The 18,656-nt window shown below is 43.0% G+C and carries 18 protein-coding genes; 14 read left to right on the top strand and 4 right to left on the bottom strand.

Annotated features, from left to right (window positions below; all coding sequences use genetic code 11):
• Nucleotides 1-53 precede the first annotated feature (53 nt).
• The 7 genes from miaB (at nt 54) to groL (ending at nt 6,740) form a co-directional block, all read left to right on the top strand.
• Nucleotides 54-1,499, top strand: coding sequence for a tRNA (N6-isopentenyl adenosine(37)-C2)-methylthiotransferase MiaB (gene miaB, locus WAA86_RS11040; RefSeq protein WP_337301064.1), 1,446 nt, complete (start codon nt 54-56; stop codon nt 1,497-1,499).
• A gap of 68 nt (nt 1,500-1,567) precedes the next feature.
• Nucleotides 1,568-2,851 carry a sigma-54 interaction domain-containing protein gene (locus WAA86_RS11035; RefSeq protein ID WP_337301063.1) on the top strand — a complete coding sequence of 428 codons (1,284 nt, stop codon included), beginning with the start codon at nt 1,568-1,570 and terminating at the stop codon, nt 2,849-2,851.
• Between the two features lies 1 nt (nt 2,852).
• Nucleotides 2,853-3,371 (top strand): LptE family protein, encoded by a 519-nt coding sequence (locus WAA86_RS11030; protein WP_337301062.1) that lies wholly within the window; start codon nt 2,853-2,855, stop codon nt 3,369-3,371.
• 6 nt (nt 3,372-3,377) lie between these two features.
• Nucleotides 3,378-4,310 (top strand): hypothetical protein, encoded by a 933-nt coding sequence (locus WAA86_RS11025; RefSeq protein WP_337301061.1) that lies wholly within the window; start codon nt 3,378-3,380, stop codon nt 4,308-4,310.
• Nucleotides 4,311-4,317: 7 nt separating this feature from the next.
• Complete coding sequence (secG, locus tag WAA86_RS11020; RefSeq protein ID WP_337301060.1) at nt 4,318-4,674, top strand: preprotein translocase subunit SecG; 357 nt, start codon at nt 4,318-4,320, stop codon at nt 4,672-4,674.
• Nucleotides 4,675-4,811: 137 nt separating this feature from the next.
• The gene (locus WAA86_RS11015; protein WP_337301059.1) at nt 4,812-5,090 is read left to right on the top strand and encodes a co-chaperone GroES; all 279 of its coding nucleotides are present in this window, start codon (nt 4,812-4,814) and stop codon (nt 5,088-5,090) included.
• A gap of 21 nt (nt 5,091-5,111) precedes the next feature.
• Entirely contained in the window at nt 5,112-6,740 is a 1,629-nt protein-coding gene (groL, locus tag WAA86_RS11010; protein WP_337301058.1) for a chaperonin GroEL, read from the top strand.
• A gap of 59 nt (nt 6,741-6,799) precedes the next feature.
• On the opposite strand, the gene WAA86_RS11005 is transcribed toward groL, so the two are convergent.
• The 3 genes from WAA86_RS11005 to WAA86_RS10995 form a co-directional block, all read right to left on the bottom strand.
• The gene (locus WAA86_RS11005) at nt 6,800-7,156 is read right to left on the bottom strand and encodes a heavy-metal-associated domain-containing protein (protein ID WP_337301057.1); all 357 of its coding nucleotides are present in this window, start codon (nt 7,154-7,156) and stop codon (nt 6,800-6,802) included.
• Between the two features lie 59 nt (nt 7,157-7,215).
• Entirely contained in the window at nt 7,216-9,450 is a 2,235-nt protein-coding gene (locus WAA86_RS11000; RefSeq protein ID WP_337301056.1) for a TonB-dependent receptor, read from the bottom strand.
• 102 nt (nt 9,451-9,552) lie between these two features.
• Nucleotides 9,553-9,966 carry an HYC_CC_PP family protein gene (locus WAA86_RS10995; protein WP_337301055.1) on the bottom strand — a complete coding sequence of 138 codons (414 nt, stop codon included), beginning with the start codon at nt 9,964-9,966 and terminating at the stop codon, nt 9,553-9,555.
• Between the two features lie 144 nt (nt 9,967-10,110).
• On the opposite strand from WAA86_RS10995, the gene WAA86_RS10990 reads away from it, so the two are divergent.
• The 7 genes from WAA86_RS10990 (at nt 10,111) to rodA (ending at nt 17,821) form a co-directional block, all read left to right on the top strand.
• A complete protein-coding gene (locus WAA86_RS10990) occupies nt 10,111-10,563 on the top strand; it encodes a GAF domain-containing protein (protein WP_337301054.1) in 453 nt (150 codons plus the stop codon).
• 95 nt (nt 10,564-10,658) lie between these two features.
• Nucleotides 10,659-12,191: a bifunctional phosphoribosylaminoimidazolecarboxamide formyltransferase/IMP cyclohydrolase gene (purH, locus tag WAA86_RS10985; RefSeq protein WP_337301053.1), complete on the top strand. Its 1,533-nt coding sequence runs from the start codon at nt 10,659-10,661 to the stop codon at nt 12,189-12,191.
• Nucleotides 12,192-12,246: 55 nt separating this feature from the next.
• The gene (locus tag WAA86_RS10980; RefSeq protein ID WP_337301052.1) at nt 12,247-13,275 is read left to right on the top strand and encodes a rod shape-determining protein; all 1,029 of its coding nucleotides are present in this window, start codon (nt 12,247-12,249) and stop codon (nt 13,273-13,275) included.
• A 91-nt stretch (nt 13,276-13,366) separates the two neighbouring features.
• Nucleotides 13,367-14,185 (top strand): rod shape-determining protein MreC, encoded by an 819-nt coding sequence (mreC, locus tag WAA86_RS10975; protein WP_337301051.1) that lies wholly within the window; start codon nt 13,367-13,369, stop codon nt 14,183-14,185.
• A gap of 169 nt (nt 14,186-14,354) precedes the next feature.
• On the top strand, nt 14,355-14,687 hold the full coding sequence (locus WAA86_RS10970) for a hypothetical protein (RefSeq protein ID WP_337301050.1): 333 nt from the start codon (nt 14,355-14,357) through the stop codon (nt 14,685-14,687).
• A complete protein-coding gene (gene mrdA, locus WAA86_RS10965; protein WP_337301049.1) occupies nt 14,680-16,548 on the top strand; it encodes a penicillin-binding protein 2 in 1,869 nt (622 codons plus the stop codon). The genes WAA86_RS10970 and mrdA overlap by 8 nt, the downstream gene beginning before the upstream one ends.
• The gene (gene rodA / locus WAA86_RS10960; protein ID WP_337301048.1) at nt 16,538-17,821 is read left to right on the top strand and encodes a rod shape-determining protein RodA; all 1,284 of its coding nucleotides are present in this window, start codon (nt 16,538-16,540) and stop codon (nt 17,819-17,821) included. The genes mrdA and rodA overlap by 11 nt, the downstream gene beginning before the upstream one ends.
• Here rodA and WAA86_RS10955 read toward each other — a convergent pair.
• Nucleotides 17,818-18,621 (bottom strand): DNA/RNA non-specific endonuclease, encoded by an 804-nt coding sequence (locus tag WAA86_RS10955; RefSeq protein ID WP_337301047.1) that lies wholly within the window; start codon nt 18,619-18,621, stop codon nt 17,818-17,820. The two genes, rodA and WAA86_RS10955, sit on opposite strands and share 4 nt — an antisense overlap.
• Between the last annotated feature and the right edge of the window lie 35 nt (nt 18,622-18,656).

Genomic DNA, 18,656 nt, shown 5'->3' with positions numbered 1-18,656 from the left:
TCAATTAATCCTATCTTTGCACGCCTATTTGGGTTAAAGGCAATTACGAAACCATGGAGAAGACAATAGACGAAGCGGTTCAGGGAACACCCCTTTCCGTAGCGAAAAACCAGGAAAACAAGCGCAATCTTTACATAGAAAGTTATGGCTGCGCCATGAACTTTTCAGACAGTGAAATTGTGGCTTCCATTCTGGCCAATGAAGGGTTCAACACCACGGATAACCTAGAAGAAGCAGACCTTGTTCTAGTGAACACCTGTTCCATCAGAGAAAAAGCGGAGCTTACGGTTCGCAAGCGGTTGGAAAAGTTCAATGCCGTGAAGAAACACAGGCCACAGATGAAGGTTGGGGTCTTGGGCTGTATGGCAGAACGTTTGAAAACCAAGCTTTTGGAAGAGGAAAAAATAGTGGATATGGTGGTAGGCCCCGATGCCTATAAGGACCTTCCCAATCTGATTCAAGAAATTGATGAAGGCAGAAATGCCGTAAACGTAATCCTTTCCAAAGAAGAAACCTATGGGGATATTGCGCCAGTGCGACTTCAGTCAAACGGAGTTTCAGCCTTTGTGTCCATTACCCGTGGGTGTGACAATATGTGCACCTTCTGTGTTGTTCCTTTTACCAGGGGGCGCGAACGCAGTAGAGACCCACAATCAATCTTGGAGGAGGTAAACGACCTCTGCTCCAAAGGCTTTAAAGAGGTTACCTTATTGGGACAAAATGTGGATAGCTACCTATGGTATGGCGGGGGCTTGAAAAAAGATTTTGAAAACGCCAGTGAGATGCAAAAGGCCACTGCCGTTAATTTCTCCAATCTTTTGGATATGGTCGCCATTGCGCAACCCAAGCTGAGAATACGCTTTTCCACCTCCAACCCCCAGGATATGACCTTGGATGTGATTCGTGTGATGGCCAAGCACAGAAATATATGCAACTATATACACCTGCCGGTACAGAGCGGAAGCAATAGGATCCTAAAAGCAATGAACAGATTGCATACCAGGGAAGAATACTTTGAACTAATAGACAATATAAGGCAGATAATCCCGGACTGTTCCATTTCCCAGGATATGATCTCAGGTTTCCCGACAGAAACAGAGGAGGATCACCAGGACACCTTGTCCCTAATGGAAAAGGTAAAGTACGACTTTGGGTATATGTATGCCTATTCGGAAAGGCCGGGCACCTTGGCCGAGCGAAAGATGGAGGACGACGTACCGGAGCCTGTCAAAAAAAGAAGACTGGCCGAAATCATTGCCCTTCAAAGAGAACATGGCCACTTTAGAACCAAACAGCATGTGGGAAAAATTGAAGAGGTACTTATAGAAGGCACTTCAAAAAAATCAGAATCGGACTGGATGGGAAGAAATTCCCAAAGTACGGTGGTTGTTTTTCCGAAAGGAAATTATAGGGTGGGCGATTTTGTAAACGTAAAAATCAATGCCTGCACCTCAGCAACCCTGATAGGGGAAGCTGTGGGCTACAGTGACAACAACTAGAAAAGAGTCAATAAACAAGGAGAGGAACAGTATTTACGGTGTTCAATATCTTAAATGAACCTAAAGCAATGGAATCGGTACAAGCCATAAAACAACGATTTGAAATCATCGGGAACGATGTTAAGCTCAACAGGGCCATAGAAAAGTCTATCCAAGTAGCGCCTACCGATATTTCCGTTTTAGTCACTGGTGAAAGTGGTGTGGGAAAGGAAGCCATGCCAAAGATCATCCACGCCCTGTCCCATAGAAAACACGCCAAATATATTGCGGTGAACTGCGGAGCCATTCCAGAAGGCACCATAGACAGTGAACTTTTCGGACACGAAAAAGGAGCCTTCACCGGGGCAACCGCCACCCGCAGTGGGTATTTCGAAGTTGCCGATGGGGGGACCATATTTTTGGATGAAGTGGGGGAATTGCCCCTAACCACGCAGGTGCGGCTCCTAAGGGTCTTGGAAAATGGGGAGTTTTTAAAAGTAGGTTCCTCACAGGTGCAAAAAACGGACGTCCGTATCGTGGCCGCTACCAACGTGAACATGTTTGAGGCGATCAAGAAGGAAAAATTCAGGGAGGACCTTTATTATAGGTTAAGTACGGTTGAAATCAACATTCCCCCGTTACGGGACAGAAAGGATGACATCCATTTATTGTTCAGAAAATTTGCATCCGACTTCGGACAGAAATATAAAATGCCCACCATCCGCCTAGAGGAGGATGCCGTTGAGCTCCTATTAAAATACCGCTGGCCTGGCAACATCCGACAGTTGCGGAACATAGCCGAGCAAATCTCGGTATTGGAGGAGCAGAGATCCATTAATTTTGCTACATTGAACGGTTACCTTCCCAATGCCAGTGGATCCAATTTACCTGCGGTCATCAAACAGGAACGCAAGGAGAGTGAGTTCAGCAACGAACGCGAAATACTCTACAAAGTGTTGTTTGATATGAAGGGCGACCTGAACGATCTGAAAAAATTGACCCTGGAACTTTTAAAGAACAATGACACGGAAAAAGTGCAGGAAGAGAACGAGAACCTGATCCGTAAAATATACGGAAAGGACGACAGTGAGGACTATTCGGAAGCGGAGGAACAGAGCAGTGAGCTGGAGGTGTTGAGCCTTCCCGAACCAAAAATGGAAAGTCCCACCCCTAGCCCTAAATCCGTTCAAGAGGACAAGTATCATTTTGCAGAAGAAATAGAAGAAGAGGAAACCCTATCTTTACATGAAAAGGAAATTGAATTGATCAAAAAATCATTGGAGCGCAACAAGGGCAAACGCAAAGCCGCTGCAGCGGAGTTGGGTATATCGGAGCGGACCCTGTACCGCAAGATCAAACAATACAATCTATAATATGACCAGAATAAAAAATATAGCGGTGATCCTTACGGTTATGTTCACCCTGCAGGGATGTGGCGTGTACAACTTTACCGGGGGAAACGTAGGAACCGCCAAGACCTTTCAGGTTAACTACTTTCAGAATTATGCGGCACAAAGCCCCGGATCCACCATTGAACCCAATCTGGACAGGGATTTTACCTTGGCACTGCAAGATCTCATACTGAACCAGACCAGTCTTGACCTGGTCACCACCGGTGGCGATTTGACCTACGAAGGTGAAATCATTGAATATCGGGTTGCACCCATGACAGCAACCTCCAATCAGACGGCCGCTCAGAACAGGCTCACCATTGGGGTAAAGGTCAGGTTCTTCAATAAGACCAAAGAAGATGCTGATTTTGAGAAGAATTTTTCGTTCTTTTATGATTATGATGCCAACACCCTATTGGATAGTGTAAAAGGCGAGGCACATGAAGTTATCTTTGAAAGGATAACCCAAGATATTTTTAATGCATCCTTAGCAGATTGGTAGATAGGTATGAACGTATCGGATTTTACATTTTTATTGCAACATCCAAACAAAGTGGTTTCTCCCGTGCAGACAAAGCATTTGGAGGACATCATTGAAGAGTACCCCTATTTTCAGGCGGCCAGGGCCATTCATTTAAAAGGCCTTAAGAATCTGAACAGTTTCAAATTCAACAATGCCCTGAAAATCACCGCTGCCCATACCACGGACAGGGATGTACTTTTTGATTTTATCACTTCCAGGGATTTTCTCCAAAATGCCATTGCCGATTCAATTTCGGGGAGGAGCCTATCCATTAAGGAGCATGAGATTGTCGCAGAAGAAGTGGCTGCCGACACCCCTATTGAAACCCTGCTCAATGACCGTTCCGAGGACAAACCATTGCCACAGAACGTAAAGGAAGCAGAGCAGATATTGGACCCCGCCCTATTTAAGTCCATGGACCCCCATGTGGACCAGGCCATCGCCGATGCGAGAAAAGAGGCCGAAAAAGAATTGGAAATTGGCAAGCCCCTACCATTTACAAAAAAAGAAAAATACTCCTTTACGGAATGGCTTCAACTGACTTCGGCCACCCCCATTGAGAGAGAACCCCATAAAAAGGAGGAAGACCAAACCAAAGCGTACAAGGAGGCAGACGAACCTACCGAAGAGATCGAAGATCTGGCCAAAAGGAAGAAATTTGACCTCATTGACAAGTTCATCGAAAACAACCCCAAAATTGTTCCCAAGGAGAAGATAGATAAGGTAGATATTTCAGAGTCCTTGAAAATGGACAAGAATGAACTCATGACAGAGACCTTGGCAAAAGTATATTTAGAGCAAAAAAAGTACAAGAAAGCAATACAGGCTTACAAAATTTTAAGTTTGAAATATCCAGAAAAAAGTAGTTTCTTTGCTGACCGAATAAAAACGGTAGAGAAAATACAAAAAGAAAACTAATAATATAATGAGTACATTTTCAATTTTCCTGATTCTTATCATTGTTGTTTGCCTACTATTGGTGTTGGTTATTATGGTACAAAACCCTAAAGGAGGCGGACTATCTTCATCTTTTGGTGGCGGTGGAAACCAAGTAGTTGGTGGCGTTAAAAAGACGGGAGACTTCTTGGACAAGAGTACCTGGACTTTGGCAACCTTATTGATTGTTCTGATCCTATTGTCCAATGTGGCCTTAAAAGGCAGTTTGGGAACCAACGAATCCAAGTTATTACAAGGTGATGACATAGAAACAACGGTTCCAGAAAGTCTACCGGAAGCTTTACCAACAACGGACGAAGCTGCTCCTGTGAATAACGAGGAATAAAATACACGATATAACATACTAAAAATGCCAGCCTGAATGACAAGCTGGCATTTTTGTTTTACAATATGTCAGTTTTACACCAATGGCATAATTTCTGCCTTATGGTAACCAGAAATTAAAATTTAAAAACTAAAAATATGTCTAAAGTTAACATTAAACCATTAGCGGATAGGGTTCTTATAGAGCCTATGGCTGCTGAAACAAAAACTGCTTCGGGAATATACATTCCGGAGACTGCAAAGGAAAAACCACAACAAGGCAAGGTAGTGGCCGTTGGTCCAGGAACTAAAGACGACAAGATAACAGTAAAGGTGGGTGATACGGTTCTTTACGGAAAGTATGCCGGCACAGAATTAAAATTGGAAGGTAAGGATTACCTTATCATGCGCGAAAGTGACATTTTTGCAATTATTTAATCAAAAAAAACAACTAAGAAAATGGCAAAAGATATAAAATTTGATATTGAAGCACGTGATGGCCTAAAAAGAGGTGTAGACGCTTTGGCAAATGCGGTAAAAGTTACCTTAGGCCCTAAAGGTAGAAACGTTATCATCAGCAAATCCTTTGGAGCCCCTATGGTGACCAAGGATGGTGTTACCGTTGCAAAAGAAATAGAATTGGTAGACCCCCTTGAGAACATGGGTGCACAAATGGTTAAGGAAGTTGCTTCCAAAACCAACGATCTTGCAGGTGACGGTACAACAACGGCAACCGTACTTGCTCAAGCCATCGTTAAAGAAGGTTTAAAGAACGTAGCCGCTGGTGCCAATCCAATGGATCTTAAAAGAGGTATAGACAAGGCTGTTGAGTCCATCGTTGCCGATTTGGCCAAGCAGACCAAAAAAGTCGGCGATTCTTCTGAAAAAATAAAACAAGTAGCTTCTATTTCCGCCAACAACGACGATACTATTGGGGAGTTAATTGCCCAAGCATTCGGTAAGGTAGGAAAAGAAGGTGTTATCACCGTAGAGGAAGCCAAAGGAACAGATACCTATGTAGATGTTGTGGAAGGTATGCAATTTGACAGAGGGTACCTTTCTCCATATTTTGTAACAGATTCTGAAAAGATGATGACCAACTTGGAGAACCCGTACATTCTATTGTTCGATAAGAAAATTTCTTCCATGAAGGATCTTCTTCCTGTATTGGAACCAGTAGCCCAGTCAGGCAAACCGCTCTTGATCGTTGCTGAAGATGTTGACGGAGAGGCGTTGGCTACTTTGGTGGTGAACAAATTGAGAGGTTCCCTAAAGATTGCGGCTGTTAAAGCTCCAGGTTTTGGAGATAGGAGAAAAGCCATGTTGGAAGACATCGCTATCTTGACCGGCGGAACCGTTATTTCTGAAGAAAGAGGTTTCTCATTGGAGAACGCCACTTTGGATATGTTGGGTACTTGTGAAAAAGTGACCATAGACAAGGACAACACAACTGTTGTCAACGGTGCTGGTAATGCAAGTGACATCAAAACAAGGGTAAACCAGATCAAATCTCAGATTGAGAGCACTACATCTGATTACGACAAAGAGAAGCTTCAAGAGCGTTTGGCCAAATTGGCCGGTGGTGTTGCAGTACTTTATGTAGGTGCCGCCTCTGAAGTGGAGATGAAGGAGAAAAAAGACCGTGTGGATGATGCCCTACACGCCACAAGAGCAGCAGTTGAAGAAGGTATTGTTGCCGGTGGTGGTGTTGCCCTAGTACGCGCCAAAGCAGTTCTCGCTTCCATAAAGGCAGAAAATGCAGACGAAGAAACAGGATTGCAGATTGTTGCAAGAGCTATAGAGGCTCCTTTGAGAACCATCGTAGAAAACGCAGGTGGTGAAGGCTCAGTAGTTGTAGCAAAAGTATTGGAAGGCAAAGGTCACTTCGGTTACGATGCCAAGTCCGAAACTTATGTAGACATGCTTAAAGCAGGTATCATAGATCCCAAGAAAGTGACAAGGGTTGCGTTGGAAAATGCCGCTTCTGTTGCCGGAATGATCTTGACCACAGAATGTGCTTTGACAGACATTAAGGAAGATGCTCCTGCAGGTCCACCAATGGGTGGCGGTATGCCAGGAATGATGTAATGGTGAACACATCGGATATATAAAAAAAAACGCTCTGGAATCCAGAGCGTTTTTTTGTTTTAATGCTTTTTACTATCGTCCGAATTGTCCTCACGGTAACGGCAACAGGGATGCACCTGGTCATAAGATTCCTGGGTTGCCTTCAGCTCCTTGGTATCATGGCCTACTGCCACTATCGCAGTTTTTACCTTCATGGCATTGGTCTTTCGCTCATCCATGATCAGGGACAATTGGTGTGAAGGGATATCCCATGTGGCATACTTTACCCCGGGCACGCCCAGAGCTGCCTTTTCGATACGCATTTTGCACATCTCACATTTCCCATCAACTTCCATGGTCAATTTCTTATTCTTGTCCTGAGCGAAGGTCGCCAAGGAGAAACATAACATTGCCATTGCTAAAATTCCTTTTTTCATGATTCTAATTGTTAAAGTTAAAATTAGGCCCCTATATCAAAAGAGACCCAATTGCGTAATTATAATTTATATCTAAAACCTGCATAATACATGCTCCCCATTATGGGGGCATATACAATACTTGTATCAAAATAGGGGCCAAAAGGGTCATCTGCCCCCAAAATTGGTTTATCCTGCATAAAATTAGTTAAATTCTCCCCACCCACATACATTTCAAAATGTTGGGAGAACACCTTGGTCACTTGAGCATTCATCAAACTGTAAGGCGCCGCAGTGGCCTCCATTTGATATTCAGATGGATTTGCTGAAGTATTGGGAAGGCGCTGTTCTCCTACGGCATGCAACGTATAATCAAATCGCCATTGCGACCCATTTTCTTTGGGAACGGTGGTATATCCTATGTTTGCAAAAAATCTGTTCTTGGCCTGTAAGGGTTTTTGGAGCCTTCCAGAATTATAGTCGGTCTGCACATCATAATTCTTATAGGCAGCGCGTATCTCCACATTCTTTACCAATTCATAATCCAGCTCCACCTGAAAACTGTTGGCGTAACTTTTTCCATCCAAATTGTAGAAAGAAATTTCTTGGGGGTTTTCCCAATCTACAACCACTTGGTTTTCAAAATCGGTGCGATAATAATCCAACGTAATATTCCCCTGCCTATTGAACAGATTGAAGCCCTGCAAATAGCTCACGCCATAATTCCAGGCCACTTCGGGGTCAAGTCCATAGATCTCTCCTCCCATGTTATCAATACTAATTAGTCTGGAAGAACCAAATAGTTGTTGGTTTTCCGCAAAAATATTGGCTGCCCTTCTTCCCCTACCAAAGGAACCTCTAAAACTCGAATTTTCCCAAGGGGTATATCGCAGGTGCAATCTTGGAGTGACAAAGGTCCCCAATCTATTGTGCGTATCCACACGTAAACCGGCCACCAAACTCAATTTCTCCAAATTATCATAGCTGTACTCAAAAAAGGCACCCAAAGAATTGTCCGTACGTCCAAAATCCTGGGTATTTACAAACTCATCATAGGTATCCAACGCCAGGGTAAGCCCTGTCTTGAATTTGTGCTGTGTACTTCCCAAGATGGAATTGAAGATGGCATTGGAATAAAGACTGTGATGGTCTATGTCGTATTGATTGAAACCGTAATAGGATTCTTGTTTGTGCATGCTGTAAGAAGCCTGAAACCCAAAACTCTGAAAGGGCAGCTCCGGAAACACATAACCCAACTTTACGGAAGCATCAAAACGACGTGTATCTATTTCCCCGCCCCAGGCATTGGTACTGAACTTATCCGAATCCGGGTCAAAACTGGTCTGTCCCACCTGCTTTTCATCATTTAAGAAGCGAACGTTCATAAAGGTGATAAATCCAGTTTCCGGGTTTTGATATTGCCAACGGTTCATCACATTGATCTGATTGGCCAAGGGAACATCCAAAAATCCATCACCATTATCATCCACATTGGAATTTCTCAGGTTGCCATGAAGATACAGACCGGTACTCCATTTATCGGTAAGCTTCCTATTGACATGGGTATTGAGCTCATATCTTCCGTTCAGTGCCGTATAGCCGTTTACAAAAAGTCCACTGTCGGTCAAGGGTTTTACCAATTCGGTATTGATCTGTCCAGAAATACTTTCGTAACCGTTCACGACACTCCCTGCACCTTTGGTGATCTGAATGCTCTCCACCCATGTGCCCGGGGTGAACGTAAGGCCATATGCCTGGGATGCCCCACGTACCATGGGTATATTCTCCTGGGTAATGAGCAGATAGGGACTGGTAAGTCCCAACATTTGTATTTGTTTGGTACCCGTAAGCGCATCTGTGAAATTCACATCAATGGACGGATTGGTCTCAAAACTTTCGGAGAGGTTACAACAGGCAGCCTTGAGCAGTTCCGCACTATTGACAGTCACTACGTTCTGCGCACTAAAGAATGTTTTTTGGAGGGCATCCCTCTTTTGCTCCACAACCACTTCATTCAGCATATTGGATGGCTGCAGGGCATGGTGCAGCATTTTTGGTGCATTGACCGTTAGGGTATCGGTCTTAAAACCAACATAGCTAATGATCAACTTATTGTATTCTTTGGAGAATGGGATGGAGAACAACCCATCGTCATTGGTCATGGTACCAATCTGGGAATTCATCCAATAGACATTGGCACCCGAAAGGCCCATGTGCTTCTTGCCCTCATTGGCCTCCATGATCATACCTTCCACCTTCTCTTGGGAGATGGTTATGATTGGTAGGAACAGCAATATAAATAAACAGTATTTCATTTCATTTTTTTAATAATTATAAAACGGAATCGACCTTAGAAGTCGCGCGATTCCCTCTAACTTTCCAATCGGATTGGAAGGCAAATACAGTTATTAAAAAAATCAGATTAAAAAAACTTGGTCCAAAAGCTGAACGTCCCGGACCAGTTTCGGGGGGATATAATTGTCATAGGATTTTTCCCGTATTACCGTCTCATTGAACAGGGTAAAAGCCGCAATGGGAACAGCTATAAAATGCTGTTGTACCTTGGAAATATCAATTTGTGAAGATACAAGATCGTCATGACCAATAATTACTGCCAATGTATCTGCACAGCAGGACATTTGCCTCAATTCGGAATATCCCGAACCATCATTGGTAGCCGAATCCATACCACATTTATCGGCATGGTCAAACAAAGCAATATCCACCAAAGATTTTCCACAATAATGCATTCCAATGGTCCATGAGACCGTGGAAGCCAGCACCAAGAGTGCCATGAATATGGAAAAAACCTTTTGAAATATGGATTTCATGGACGCGAAAATACAAAATAAACGGATGATGCATGAAATGCAGTATATTATTAACTAAATTTTACCGGTTCACCCTTTGTAATTTTTGGACAAAAAAGGCGACCTAGTAGATCTATTTGAATATTTTTGCAAAAAATTATGCCCATGTTAGCCACTTTAAGACCACAAGTTTTATCCATTCTTGATAACGCCACTGCAGACAAAGACACCAAACTGCAGCAAATATGTGACCTTTTAAAAGAAAACGTCACCTATTACGACTGGGTTGGATTTTACTTTAAAAATGGGGATAAGAATGAATTAAAACTTGGACCCTATGCTGGTGCCCATACAGACCATACCATAATTCCCTTCGGAAAAGGCATATGCGGTCAAGTGGCCGTTTCCAATCAAAATTTTGTGGTCCCCGATGTTATGGCCCAGGATAACTACATTGCCTGCAGCATAACCGTTAAGGCCGAAATAGTTGTTCCCCTGTTCGTCAATGGTGAAAACGTTGGTCAAATAGACATCGATTCCAACACCCCGGACCCATTTACAGCGGAAGATGAGCGCTTTTTGGAATTCATTAATGAACAGGTGGCCAAAATTCTTTAAAACTTTGATTGTTTTGTTGATAACCTGCCCCCTTTTTTAAAGGTAATAAACTACTTTTGTGTCCTTATTAATTTCTTTAGATAAGCACACACAAGATGAGTACCACAAAAAAAGCAACTTCGGCCCTAATTTCTGTATTCCACAAAGACGGTCTAGCGCCCATAGTACAAAAATTCAATGAACTTGGAATCACCATTTACTCCACCGGAGGAACCGAAAAGTTCATCAAAGAATTGGGGATTGATGTGGTACCCGTTGAGGATGTAACCAGTTATCCTTCCATCTTGGGAGGTAGGGTAAAAACCTTGCACCCAAAAGTTTTTGGAGGTATCCTGAACAGACAGGATCATGACGGAGACCAGGCACAGCTGAAGGAATTTGATATTCCCCAATTGGATATTGTTATTGTAGACCTTTATCCTTTTGAAAAGACGGTTGCCAGTGGCGCCTCGGAACAAGATATCATAGAAAAAATCGACATAGGTGGCATTTCCTTGATCAGGGCGGCTGCCAAAAACTTCAAGGACGTCCTCTGTGTGTCCTCCATGGAAGATTATAGCGAGGTCTTGGAGCTGATCACCAAAGGAAATGGCAGCACCACTTTGGAAGACCGAAAGCGATTTGCAGCCAAATCCTTTAATGTTTCTTCTCATTACGACACGGCCATCTTCAACTATTTCAACAAAAACCAGGAGGAAGCGGTATTAAAAATAAGCGAACCCAATGGTCAGGTTCTGCGCTATGGCGAAAACCCCCACCAAAAAGGATTTTTCTTTGGCGATTTTGATGCCATGTTCAACAAGGTTCACGGCAAGGAACTGTCTTACAACAACCTATTGGATGTTGATGCAGCCGTCAACCTTATGAATGAATTTAAAAATGATGCTCCAACCTTTGCGATATTAAAACACAACAATGCCTGTGGCCTTGCGATGCGGGATACCCTTCACCAAGCATATATAGACGCTTTGGCCGGGGACCCTGTGTCTGCCTTTGGAGGTGTTTTGATCAGCAACAAGGAAATAGACAAAGCAACGGCTGAAGAAATACATCAATTGTTCTGCGAGGTTGTAATTGCGCCGTCCTATGCTGCAGACGCATTGGAGATATTGCAAGGAAAGAAAAACAGGATCATTTTGATTCAGAACGATATCGAGCTTCCCGAAACCATGGTACGCACCTGCTTGAATGGGATCTTGGTACAGGGAAGGGACAATATTACCGATGCTATTGAAGGCTTGACCCATGCAACGGATAAAAAACCATCTGCCGATGAGCTGGAAGATTTGATTTTCGCTTCCAAAATATGCAAGCACACCAAATCCAACACCATTGTCTTGGCAAAGGGCAAACAATTATTGGCCAGTGGAACCGGACAGACCTCTAGGGTAGATGCTTTGAACCAGGCCATCCACAAGGCACAATCTTTCAATTTTGATCTTAACGGAGCGGTTATGGCGAGCGACGCATTCTTCCCATTCCCCGACTGCGTTGAGATTGCGGGCAATAGCGGTATCCAAAGTGTCATCCAGCCCGGTGGTTCCATCAAGGACCAATTGAGTATAGATTATTGCAATGAAAATGGAATCGCCATGGTAATGACCGGCACAAGACATTTTAAACATTAATTTTGTTACTTTTACCGATAAAACTTACATTTAATCCGAAACCAAACTTGTAGAAATGGGATTTTTTGATTTCTTGACCGAGGAGATAGCCATAGATTTAGGAACGGCGAACACCCTTATAATTCATAACGACAAAGTAGTCGTTGACAGTCCATCTATAGTTGCTAGAGATAGGATCAGCGGTAAAATAATTGCAGTTGGCAAGGAAGCCAACATGATGCAAGGAAAAACCCATGAGAACATCAAAACCATTCGCCCTTTGAAAGATGGGGTTATTGCAGATTTTGACGCTTCGGAAAAGATGATCAATATGTTCATCAAGAATATCCCTGCCCTGAAGAAAAAGTGGTTTCCACCGGCATTGCGTATGGTCATCTGTATTCCCTCCGGAATTACCGAGGTAGAGATGCGTGCGGTTAAGGAATCTGCGGAACGTGTGAACGGGAAGGAAGTTTATCTGATCCACGAACCTATGGCAGCAGCTATTGGTATCGGTTTGGATATTATGCAACCAAAAGGTAACATGATCGTTGATATAGGGGGTGGTACGACAGAAATTGCAGTTATCGCTCTTGGAGGTATCGTTTGTGATAAATCCGTAAAGATAGCGGGTGACGTCTTCACCAATGACATTATCTATTACATGCGTACCCAACACAACCTTTATGTAGGAGAGAGTACGGCTGAGAATATCAAAATAACAATCGGTTCGGCTACGGAAGACCTTCAGACACCACCTGAGGACATGTCGGTTCAAGGAAGGGATTTATTGACAGGAAAACCAAAACAGGTACAAGTCTCGTATAGAGAGATAGCGAAAGCATTGGACAAGTCCATTTTAAGAGTAGAGGACGCTGTTATGGAAACCTTATCACAAACCCCACCAGAATTGGCGGCAGATATCTATAACACCGGGATTTACTTGGCCGGTGGGGGTTCCATGCTTAGAGGATTGGACAGAAGATTGTCCCAAAAAACAGATTTACCGGTTTACATTGCCGAAGATCCATTGCGGGCCGTAGTACGTGGAACAGGGATTGCACTGAAAAATTTGGAACGATACAAAAGTATCCTGATCAAATAAAATTCGCAATCAGCGCACCCAGGTCAATATTTCATTAGGCACACCCTAAGTGGATCGTCATATTTGTAACCCACCAAAATAGCTAAAGTGAATGCAACAGATTATTCGATTTATAATAAGATATAAAACCTCATTGCTTTATGTCTTGTTGTTGACAGTTGCCTTTGCCCTTACCATACAATCACATTCCTTTCACAAGTCGAGATTTTTTAATTCTGCGAACAGTTTTACTGGTGGCATTTATCAAACCACCAACAACTTTACCTCCTACTTTGGTCTAGGCACGGAAAATCAGCAACTCTTGGAAGAGAACAGGAAACTAAAAAGCATACTTTTTAATCTGAAAGTTCCTGAGGCAATTGAATTGGATTCCACCAGTAGCACTTATGTGGTAACATCCGCAAGGGTGATCAAAAACAGCTTTGCCAACCCAAGAAACTACATCACCATCAACAAAGGAAAAAAAGATGGGTTGAAGCAGGACATGGGCGTTATTACCTCCACAGGTATATTGGGCATCATTGAAAGGACTTCTGACAATTTTGCCATCGTACAGAGTATCCTGAATACCAAATCCAATATCAATGCCAAAATCAAGAACACCGAACGTTTTGGCTCCTTGGTATGGAACACCAAGAAATTCAATGTGGTACAATTGGTGGATATCCCCAGATTGGTACCCTTAAAAATCGGTGACACCATAGTTACCGGGGCAAGCTCCAGTATATTTCCTGAAAATATTCCCATAGGGACCATTAAAGCCTTTGACCTTACCACCTCCAAGAGCTATTACAGTATAGATGTGGACCTTTTCAATGATATGACCAATATCAAGAACGTGTATATCATCAACAATACGACAAGACCAGAAATATTACAATTGGAATCTGAGATAGAAAATGGCAAGTAAATATTATTTCATAAATATCGTTCGGTTTTTGCTGCTTGTTTTTTTTCAGGTACTCGTGTTCAATCACCTTAATTTCTTTGGATATATAAATCCAATGGTTTATATTCTATTTATATACTGGTACCCGATCAAGGAAAACAGGTCGCTTTTCTTAGTGATAAGCTTCTTCATGGGTCTCATGATCGATCTCTTTTCGGACACCATGGCCCTGCATTCGGCAGCCATAATAACCATAGCCTATTTTAGACCAACCATCATGCGTTTTTGCTTTGGGGTAAACTACGAGTTTCAGAGTTTTAAACTTTCCAATAGCACTAGGGCACAACAAATTACATTTCTAGCGTTATTAATATTATTGCACCATATAGTATACTTTTCACTCGAAATTTTCAGTTTCTCCAATTTACTGGTAATTTTGAAAAAAATAGCAACCACCAGCGCAGTGTCGCTTTTGGTATGCCTATTGGTAAGTTCACTAGTTAGTACAAAAAAGAATGAATAAGTTTCTTCTTTCCGCCATTATCATCATCATAGGAATCACCTTCATCGGCCGACTTTCCTATCTCCAGGTATTTAACAGTCCCGGAGAAAAGGTGTCTGAGGATGTTGCGGTGAAAGCCATCTATGATTACCCGGAAAGAGGCTATATCTACGACAGGAATGGGGAATTGTTGGTGGCCAATCAGCCTGCCTATGATGTCATGGTCATTCCCAAGGATGTAAAACCATTGGATACACTGGAGTTTTGCAACCTATTGGGACTGGACAAAGAGACCTTTATCAAGAATTTAAATAAGGCCAAAATATACTCTCCGCGACTTCCGTCCGTGCTGGTTCATCAATTGTCAAAGGAAGACTATGCCCGTCTTCAAGAAAAGATGAGAAAGTATGACGGATTCTATATCCAAAAAAGATCGTTGCGCTATTATGCTACCAACAGTGGTGCCAACGTATTGGGTTATATCAGCGAAGTAAACGAGCGCGACTTGGCCAACAACCCCTATTACAAACAAGGGGAACTTTTGGGAAAAACCGGGATTGAAAAAGAATACGAAGATATCCTGAGAGGCAAAAAAGGTGTGAAATATATTCAAAAAGACCGTTTTAACCGGGATATAGGACCTTATAAAAATGGAATGATGGATACCTTGCCCGAACAGGGCAAAGAAATCCATGTGACGTTGGACAAGAAGCTCCAGGAATACGGTGAGCTTTTAATGCAGGGCAAACACGGAGGTATTGTAGCCATAGAACCCAGTTCTGGGGAGATTTTGGCGCTTATATCGGGACCTACCTATGATCCTGCCCTATTGGTTGGACGTGAAAGATCCAAAAACTACACCGAGCTATATTACGATTCCATTGCCAAACCCACCTATGACCGTAGTCTCTTGGCTGAAACCTCTCCAGGTTCTCCTTTTAAAATATTGAATGCCTTGGTTGCCCTGCAAGAAGGGGCCATTACCCCCGATACCAGAATTATGTGCTACAATGGATTCTATGTGGGCAGCACAAAAAGGGGATGCCATTGCGGAGGTGGATTAAGGGATATGACCGCAGGTATTTACAATTCTTGCAATGCCTATTTCGCTGGGACTTTCCGGAAAATATATGAGCAGTTCCCCACCACCGATCAAGGAATGGATGTTTGGGAAGAACACATGAAAAGTTTTGGCTTGGGAGATTTTCTAGGCTATGACCTCCCGACTGGAAAAAGGGGCAGAATCCCCAGTAAGGAGTACTATGACAAATGGTACGGCGACAATAGATGGTCTTCCTCCTACATCATCTCCAATTCCATTGGCCAGGGAGAGGTATCCGCAACCCCTATCCAATTGGCCAATATGACGGCTGCCATTGCCAACAGAGGTTTTTACTATACTCCTCACGTGCTCAAAAAAATTGAAAACAAGGACATCAGCATCCCTGAATTCACAGAAGCCAAGCACACTACCATCGACAAGCAACACTTTGATCCGGTTGTCCATGGAATGGCTATGGTTTACACCCAGGGAACGGCCAGCAGGCTTCAAATTCCGGGCATTGATATTGCGGGCAAGACCGGAACCGTGGAGAACTTCACCCGAATAAATGGCGTGAAAACTCAGCTCACCGATCATTCCGTTTTCATCGCCTTTGCACCAGTTGAAAATCCAAAGATCGCCATAGCCGTTTATATTGAACACGGTTATTACGGTGCGCGCTATGCCGGACATATCGCCTCCCTATTGATCGAAAAGTACCTCAAAGGAGAAATTACCAGAAAGGATCTGGAAAAAAGGATGTTAGAAAAAACCTTGGAGGCAGAATATGCAAAACCCCATAGTGGCCAACCTTTTAGAATAAACGAGCGTGTCTGGTAAAAGCATTTTAAAGCGAATAGATTGGTTGACCGTTTTAATCTATTTCCTACTGGTAGGAATTGGTTGGATCAACATCTATTCCAGCACCTATTCTGAAGAAAACAAGGCCCTTTTGGATTTTGGGACCTTGTATGGCAAACAGTTGTTCTTTATTATAGTGAGCATTTTTTCCATTGTACTTTTACTAGGTATTGAGGCCGATTTTTACGAGCGCTTTTCCAGCGTGATCTATATCATATCCTTAATCCTATTGGTAGGGCTTTTCGTATTTGGAAAGACCATTGCCGGCGCAACTTCTTGGTACGATCTGGGTTTCTTTAACCTACAACCCTCGGAATTGGCAAAAGTGGGCGCAGCGTTGGCGCTGGCCAAATATTTAAGTGACATACAGACCGACATAAAACGGGGCAAAGACCAATTTTACGCCTTTTTGATCATCTTAATACCGGCCATCCTAGTGATCCCACAACCGGACCCCGGAAGCGCCCTGGTCTTCTTTGCATTGATTTTTGTGATGTTCCGTGAAGGACTCCCACTTTATTACCTGACCATCCTTTTTTTATTGCTCTTGATCTTTGTAACCACCTTGATGTTCGGAACAGCGTGGGTAGGTATTGTACTGGGTATTATCATAGCCTTGTTCTTTTTGTTGAAAAAGAAATCCTTTAAGGTTCCATTTGTTCCCATCCTAACGTTTTTTGTAATTGCCATTGCATTTTCCCTTTCGGTAAACTTTGTTTTCAATACAGTATTCGAACAACGGCATAGGGATCGTTTCAGTCTATGGCTCCGTTTGGAAAAAGACCCTCAAAAATTGGAGGAGATCAAAAAAACGATAGGATATAATACCTATCAATCGGAAAAAGCCATCGAATCCGGAGGGTTTTTCGGCAAGGGATTTATGGAGGGAACCAGAACCAAGGGTGATTTCGTTCCAGAGCAACATACCGATTATATTTTTAGTACCGTTGGGGAAGAATGGGGTTTTCTAGGAACCTCCATTGTCATCATTTTATTTACCGCACTATTTCTCCGTTTGGTTTACCTTTCAGAACGGCAAAAGAGTGGGTTTAGCCGAATGTACGGCTATGGTATCATCTCTGTACTCCTGATCCACTATTTTATCAATATTGGGATGGTTATAGGCGTTTTGCCCACTATTGGAATTCCATTGCCGTTTTTCAGTTACGGCGGATCTGGCCTCTTATTTTTTACTGCGCTTTTATTTATTTTCTTAAAGCTCGATTCGAACAGATTGAACGAGTGGAACTAAAATTCCCATCCCTCTAAATTGACACCTTTCTCAAACATAGCTTCCTGTGCATCGGGTAGCTGAGCGAAGAAATCTATTCCGGTAAGCCTCTCCAGGCTATCCAATGGCACCAAAAACCGCTCCAAAGGGAGACTACTTTCTTTGTGGGGCATAAGAAAGGCCACCACTTGCAAATTGTCAATATCGCCCTTGGCAACCACTTTATAAAAATAATTGGGAACCGCCACCTCCTCATCACCGATCTGTGGCAGGCCACTTTCCAATATACCACCCGTAACTACAAATACAGAGGTATAGCGCTTGGTCCAGTACCTTACTTTCTGTTCCAATCTATTCCATATACCACCATTGAAAGCGTTCTCTTGCGGACTAATATTACTGGTATAAAAGGTTTGGTTATAGGCCGATTCTGAAAATCGCATATCGCCCGCAGGGCACAAATGTCCCCTATCAAAACCAGAGCCCCTGTAATTTTTCCAATCTGCAGATTTAGTGGAAACCAATGGGTCTTCAATAAAATAGGGGCGCTTACGGTCATCATAGGTCAGATGGGCCTTGGTGAGCTCATAGGCCACCCATTCGGCCTGTTCGAAGCGTTCATGATAGGACAGGGAATAATAATCATGGTGCACCACCATGCCTGTCGTTGAAGTTGGCAAAAGCAGCTCGATTTTCCCTTTGGGTCCTTGAGTTGCAGCATCGCTCCCATAAGTATCAACAACATAAAAGTTCTCAACAAGCCAAAAGGCAACAGCAAAGAATAATAGCAATAGGGGGTAAATATATTTTTTTTTCATCATTAGGTATCCGTGGAAAAATACAGGTTGGTTACAAA

The organism is Sediminicola sp. 1XM1-17 (assembly GCF_037203765.1).
Classification (GTDB): domain Bacteria; phylum Bacteroidota; class Bacteroidia; order Flavobacteriales; family Flavobacteriaceae; genus Sediminicola.
This window is presented reverse-complemented; position numbering and strand designations above follow the sequence as displayed.

What these genes read in the sequence shown, in the direction of transcription:
- miaB (WP_337301064.1), top strand. Translation starts at nt 54, where the DNA reads ATGGAGAAGACAATAGACGAAGCGGTTCAGGGAACACCCCTTTCCGTA.
- WAA86_RS11035 (WP_337301063.1), top strand. Translation starts at nt 1,568, where the DNA reads ATGGAATCGGTACAAGCCATAAAACAACGATTTGAAATCATCGGGAAC.
- WAA86_RS11030 (WP_337301062.1), top strand. Translation starts at nt 2,853, where the DNA reads ATGACCAGAATAAAAAATATAGCGGTGATCCTTACGGTTATGTTCACC.
- WAA86_RS11025 (WP_337301061.1), top strand. Translation starts at nt 3,378, where the DNA reads ATGAACGTATCGGATTTTACATTTTTATTGCAACATCCAAACAAAGTG.
- secG (WP_337301060.1), top strand. Translation starts at nt 4,318, where the DNA reads ATGAGTACATTTTCAATTTTCCTGATTCTTATCATTGTTGTTTGCCTA.
- WAA86_RS11015 (WP_337301059.1), top strand. Translation starts at nt 4,812, where the DNA reads ATGTCTAAAGTTAACATTAAACCATTAGCGGATAGGGTTCTTATAGAG.
- groL (WP_337301058.1), top strand. Translation starts at nt 5,112, where the DNA reads ATGGCAAAAGATATAAAATTTGATATTGAAGCACGTGATGGCCTAAAA.
- WAA86_RS11005 (WP_337301057.1), bottom strand. Translation starts at nt 7,156, where the DNA reads ATGAAAAAAGGAATTTTAGCAATGGCAATGTTATGTTTCTCCTTGGCG.
- WAA86_RS11000 (WP_337301056.1), bottom strand. Translation starts at nt 9,450, where the DNA reads ATGAAATACTGTTTATTTATATTGCTGTTCCTACCAATCATAACCATC.
- WAA86_RS10995 (WP_337301055.1), bottom strand. Translation starts at nt 9,966, where the DNA reads ATGAAATCCATATTTCAAAAGGTTTTTTCCATATTCATGGCACTCTTG.
- WAA86_RS10990 (WP_337301054.1), top strand. Translation starts at nt 10,111, where the DNA reads ATGTTAGCCACTTTAAGACCACAAGTTTTATCCATTCTTGATAACGCC.
- purH (WP_337301053.1), top strand. Translation starts at nt 10,659, where the DNA reads ATGAGTACCACAAAAAAAGCAACTTCGGCCCTAATTTCTGTATTCCAC.
- WAA86_RS10980 (WP_337301052.1), top strand. Translation starts at nt 12,247, where the DNA reads ATGGGATTTTTTGATTTCTTGACCGAGGAGATAGCCATAGATTTAGGA.
- mreC (WP_337301051.1), top strand. Translation starts at nt 13,367, where the DNA reads ATGCAACAGATTATTCGATTTATAATAAGATATAAAACCTCATTGCTT.
- WAA86_RS10970 (WP_337301050.1), top strand. Translation starts at nt 14,355, where the DNA reads ATGGGTCTCATGATCGATCTCTTTTCGGACACCATGGCCCTGCATTCG.
- mrdA (WP_337301049.1), top strand. Translation starts at nt 14,680, where the DNA reads ATGAATAAGTTTCTTCTTTCCGCCATTATCATCATCATAGGAATCACC.
- WAA86_RS10955 (WP_337301047.1), bottom strand. Translation starts at nt 18,621, where the DNA reads ATGATGAAAAAAAAATATATTTACCCCCTATTGCTATTATTCTTTGCT.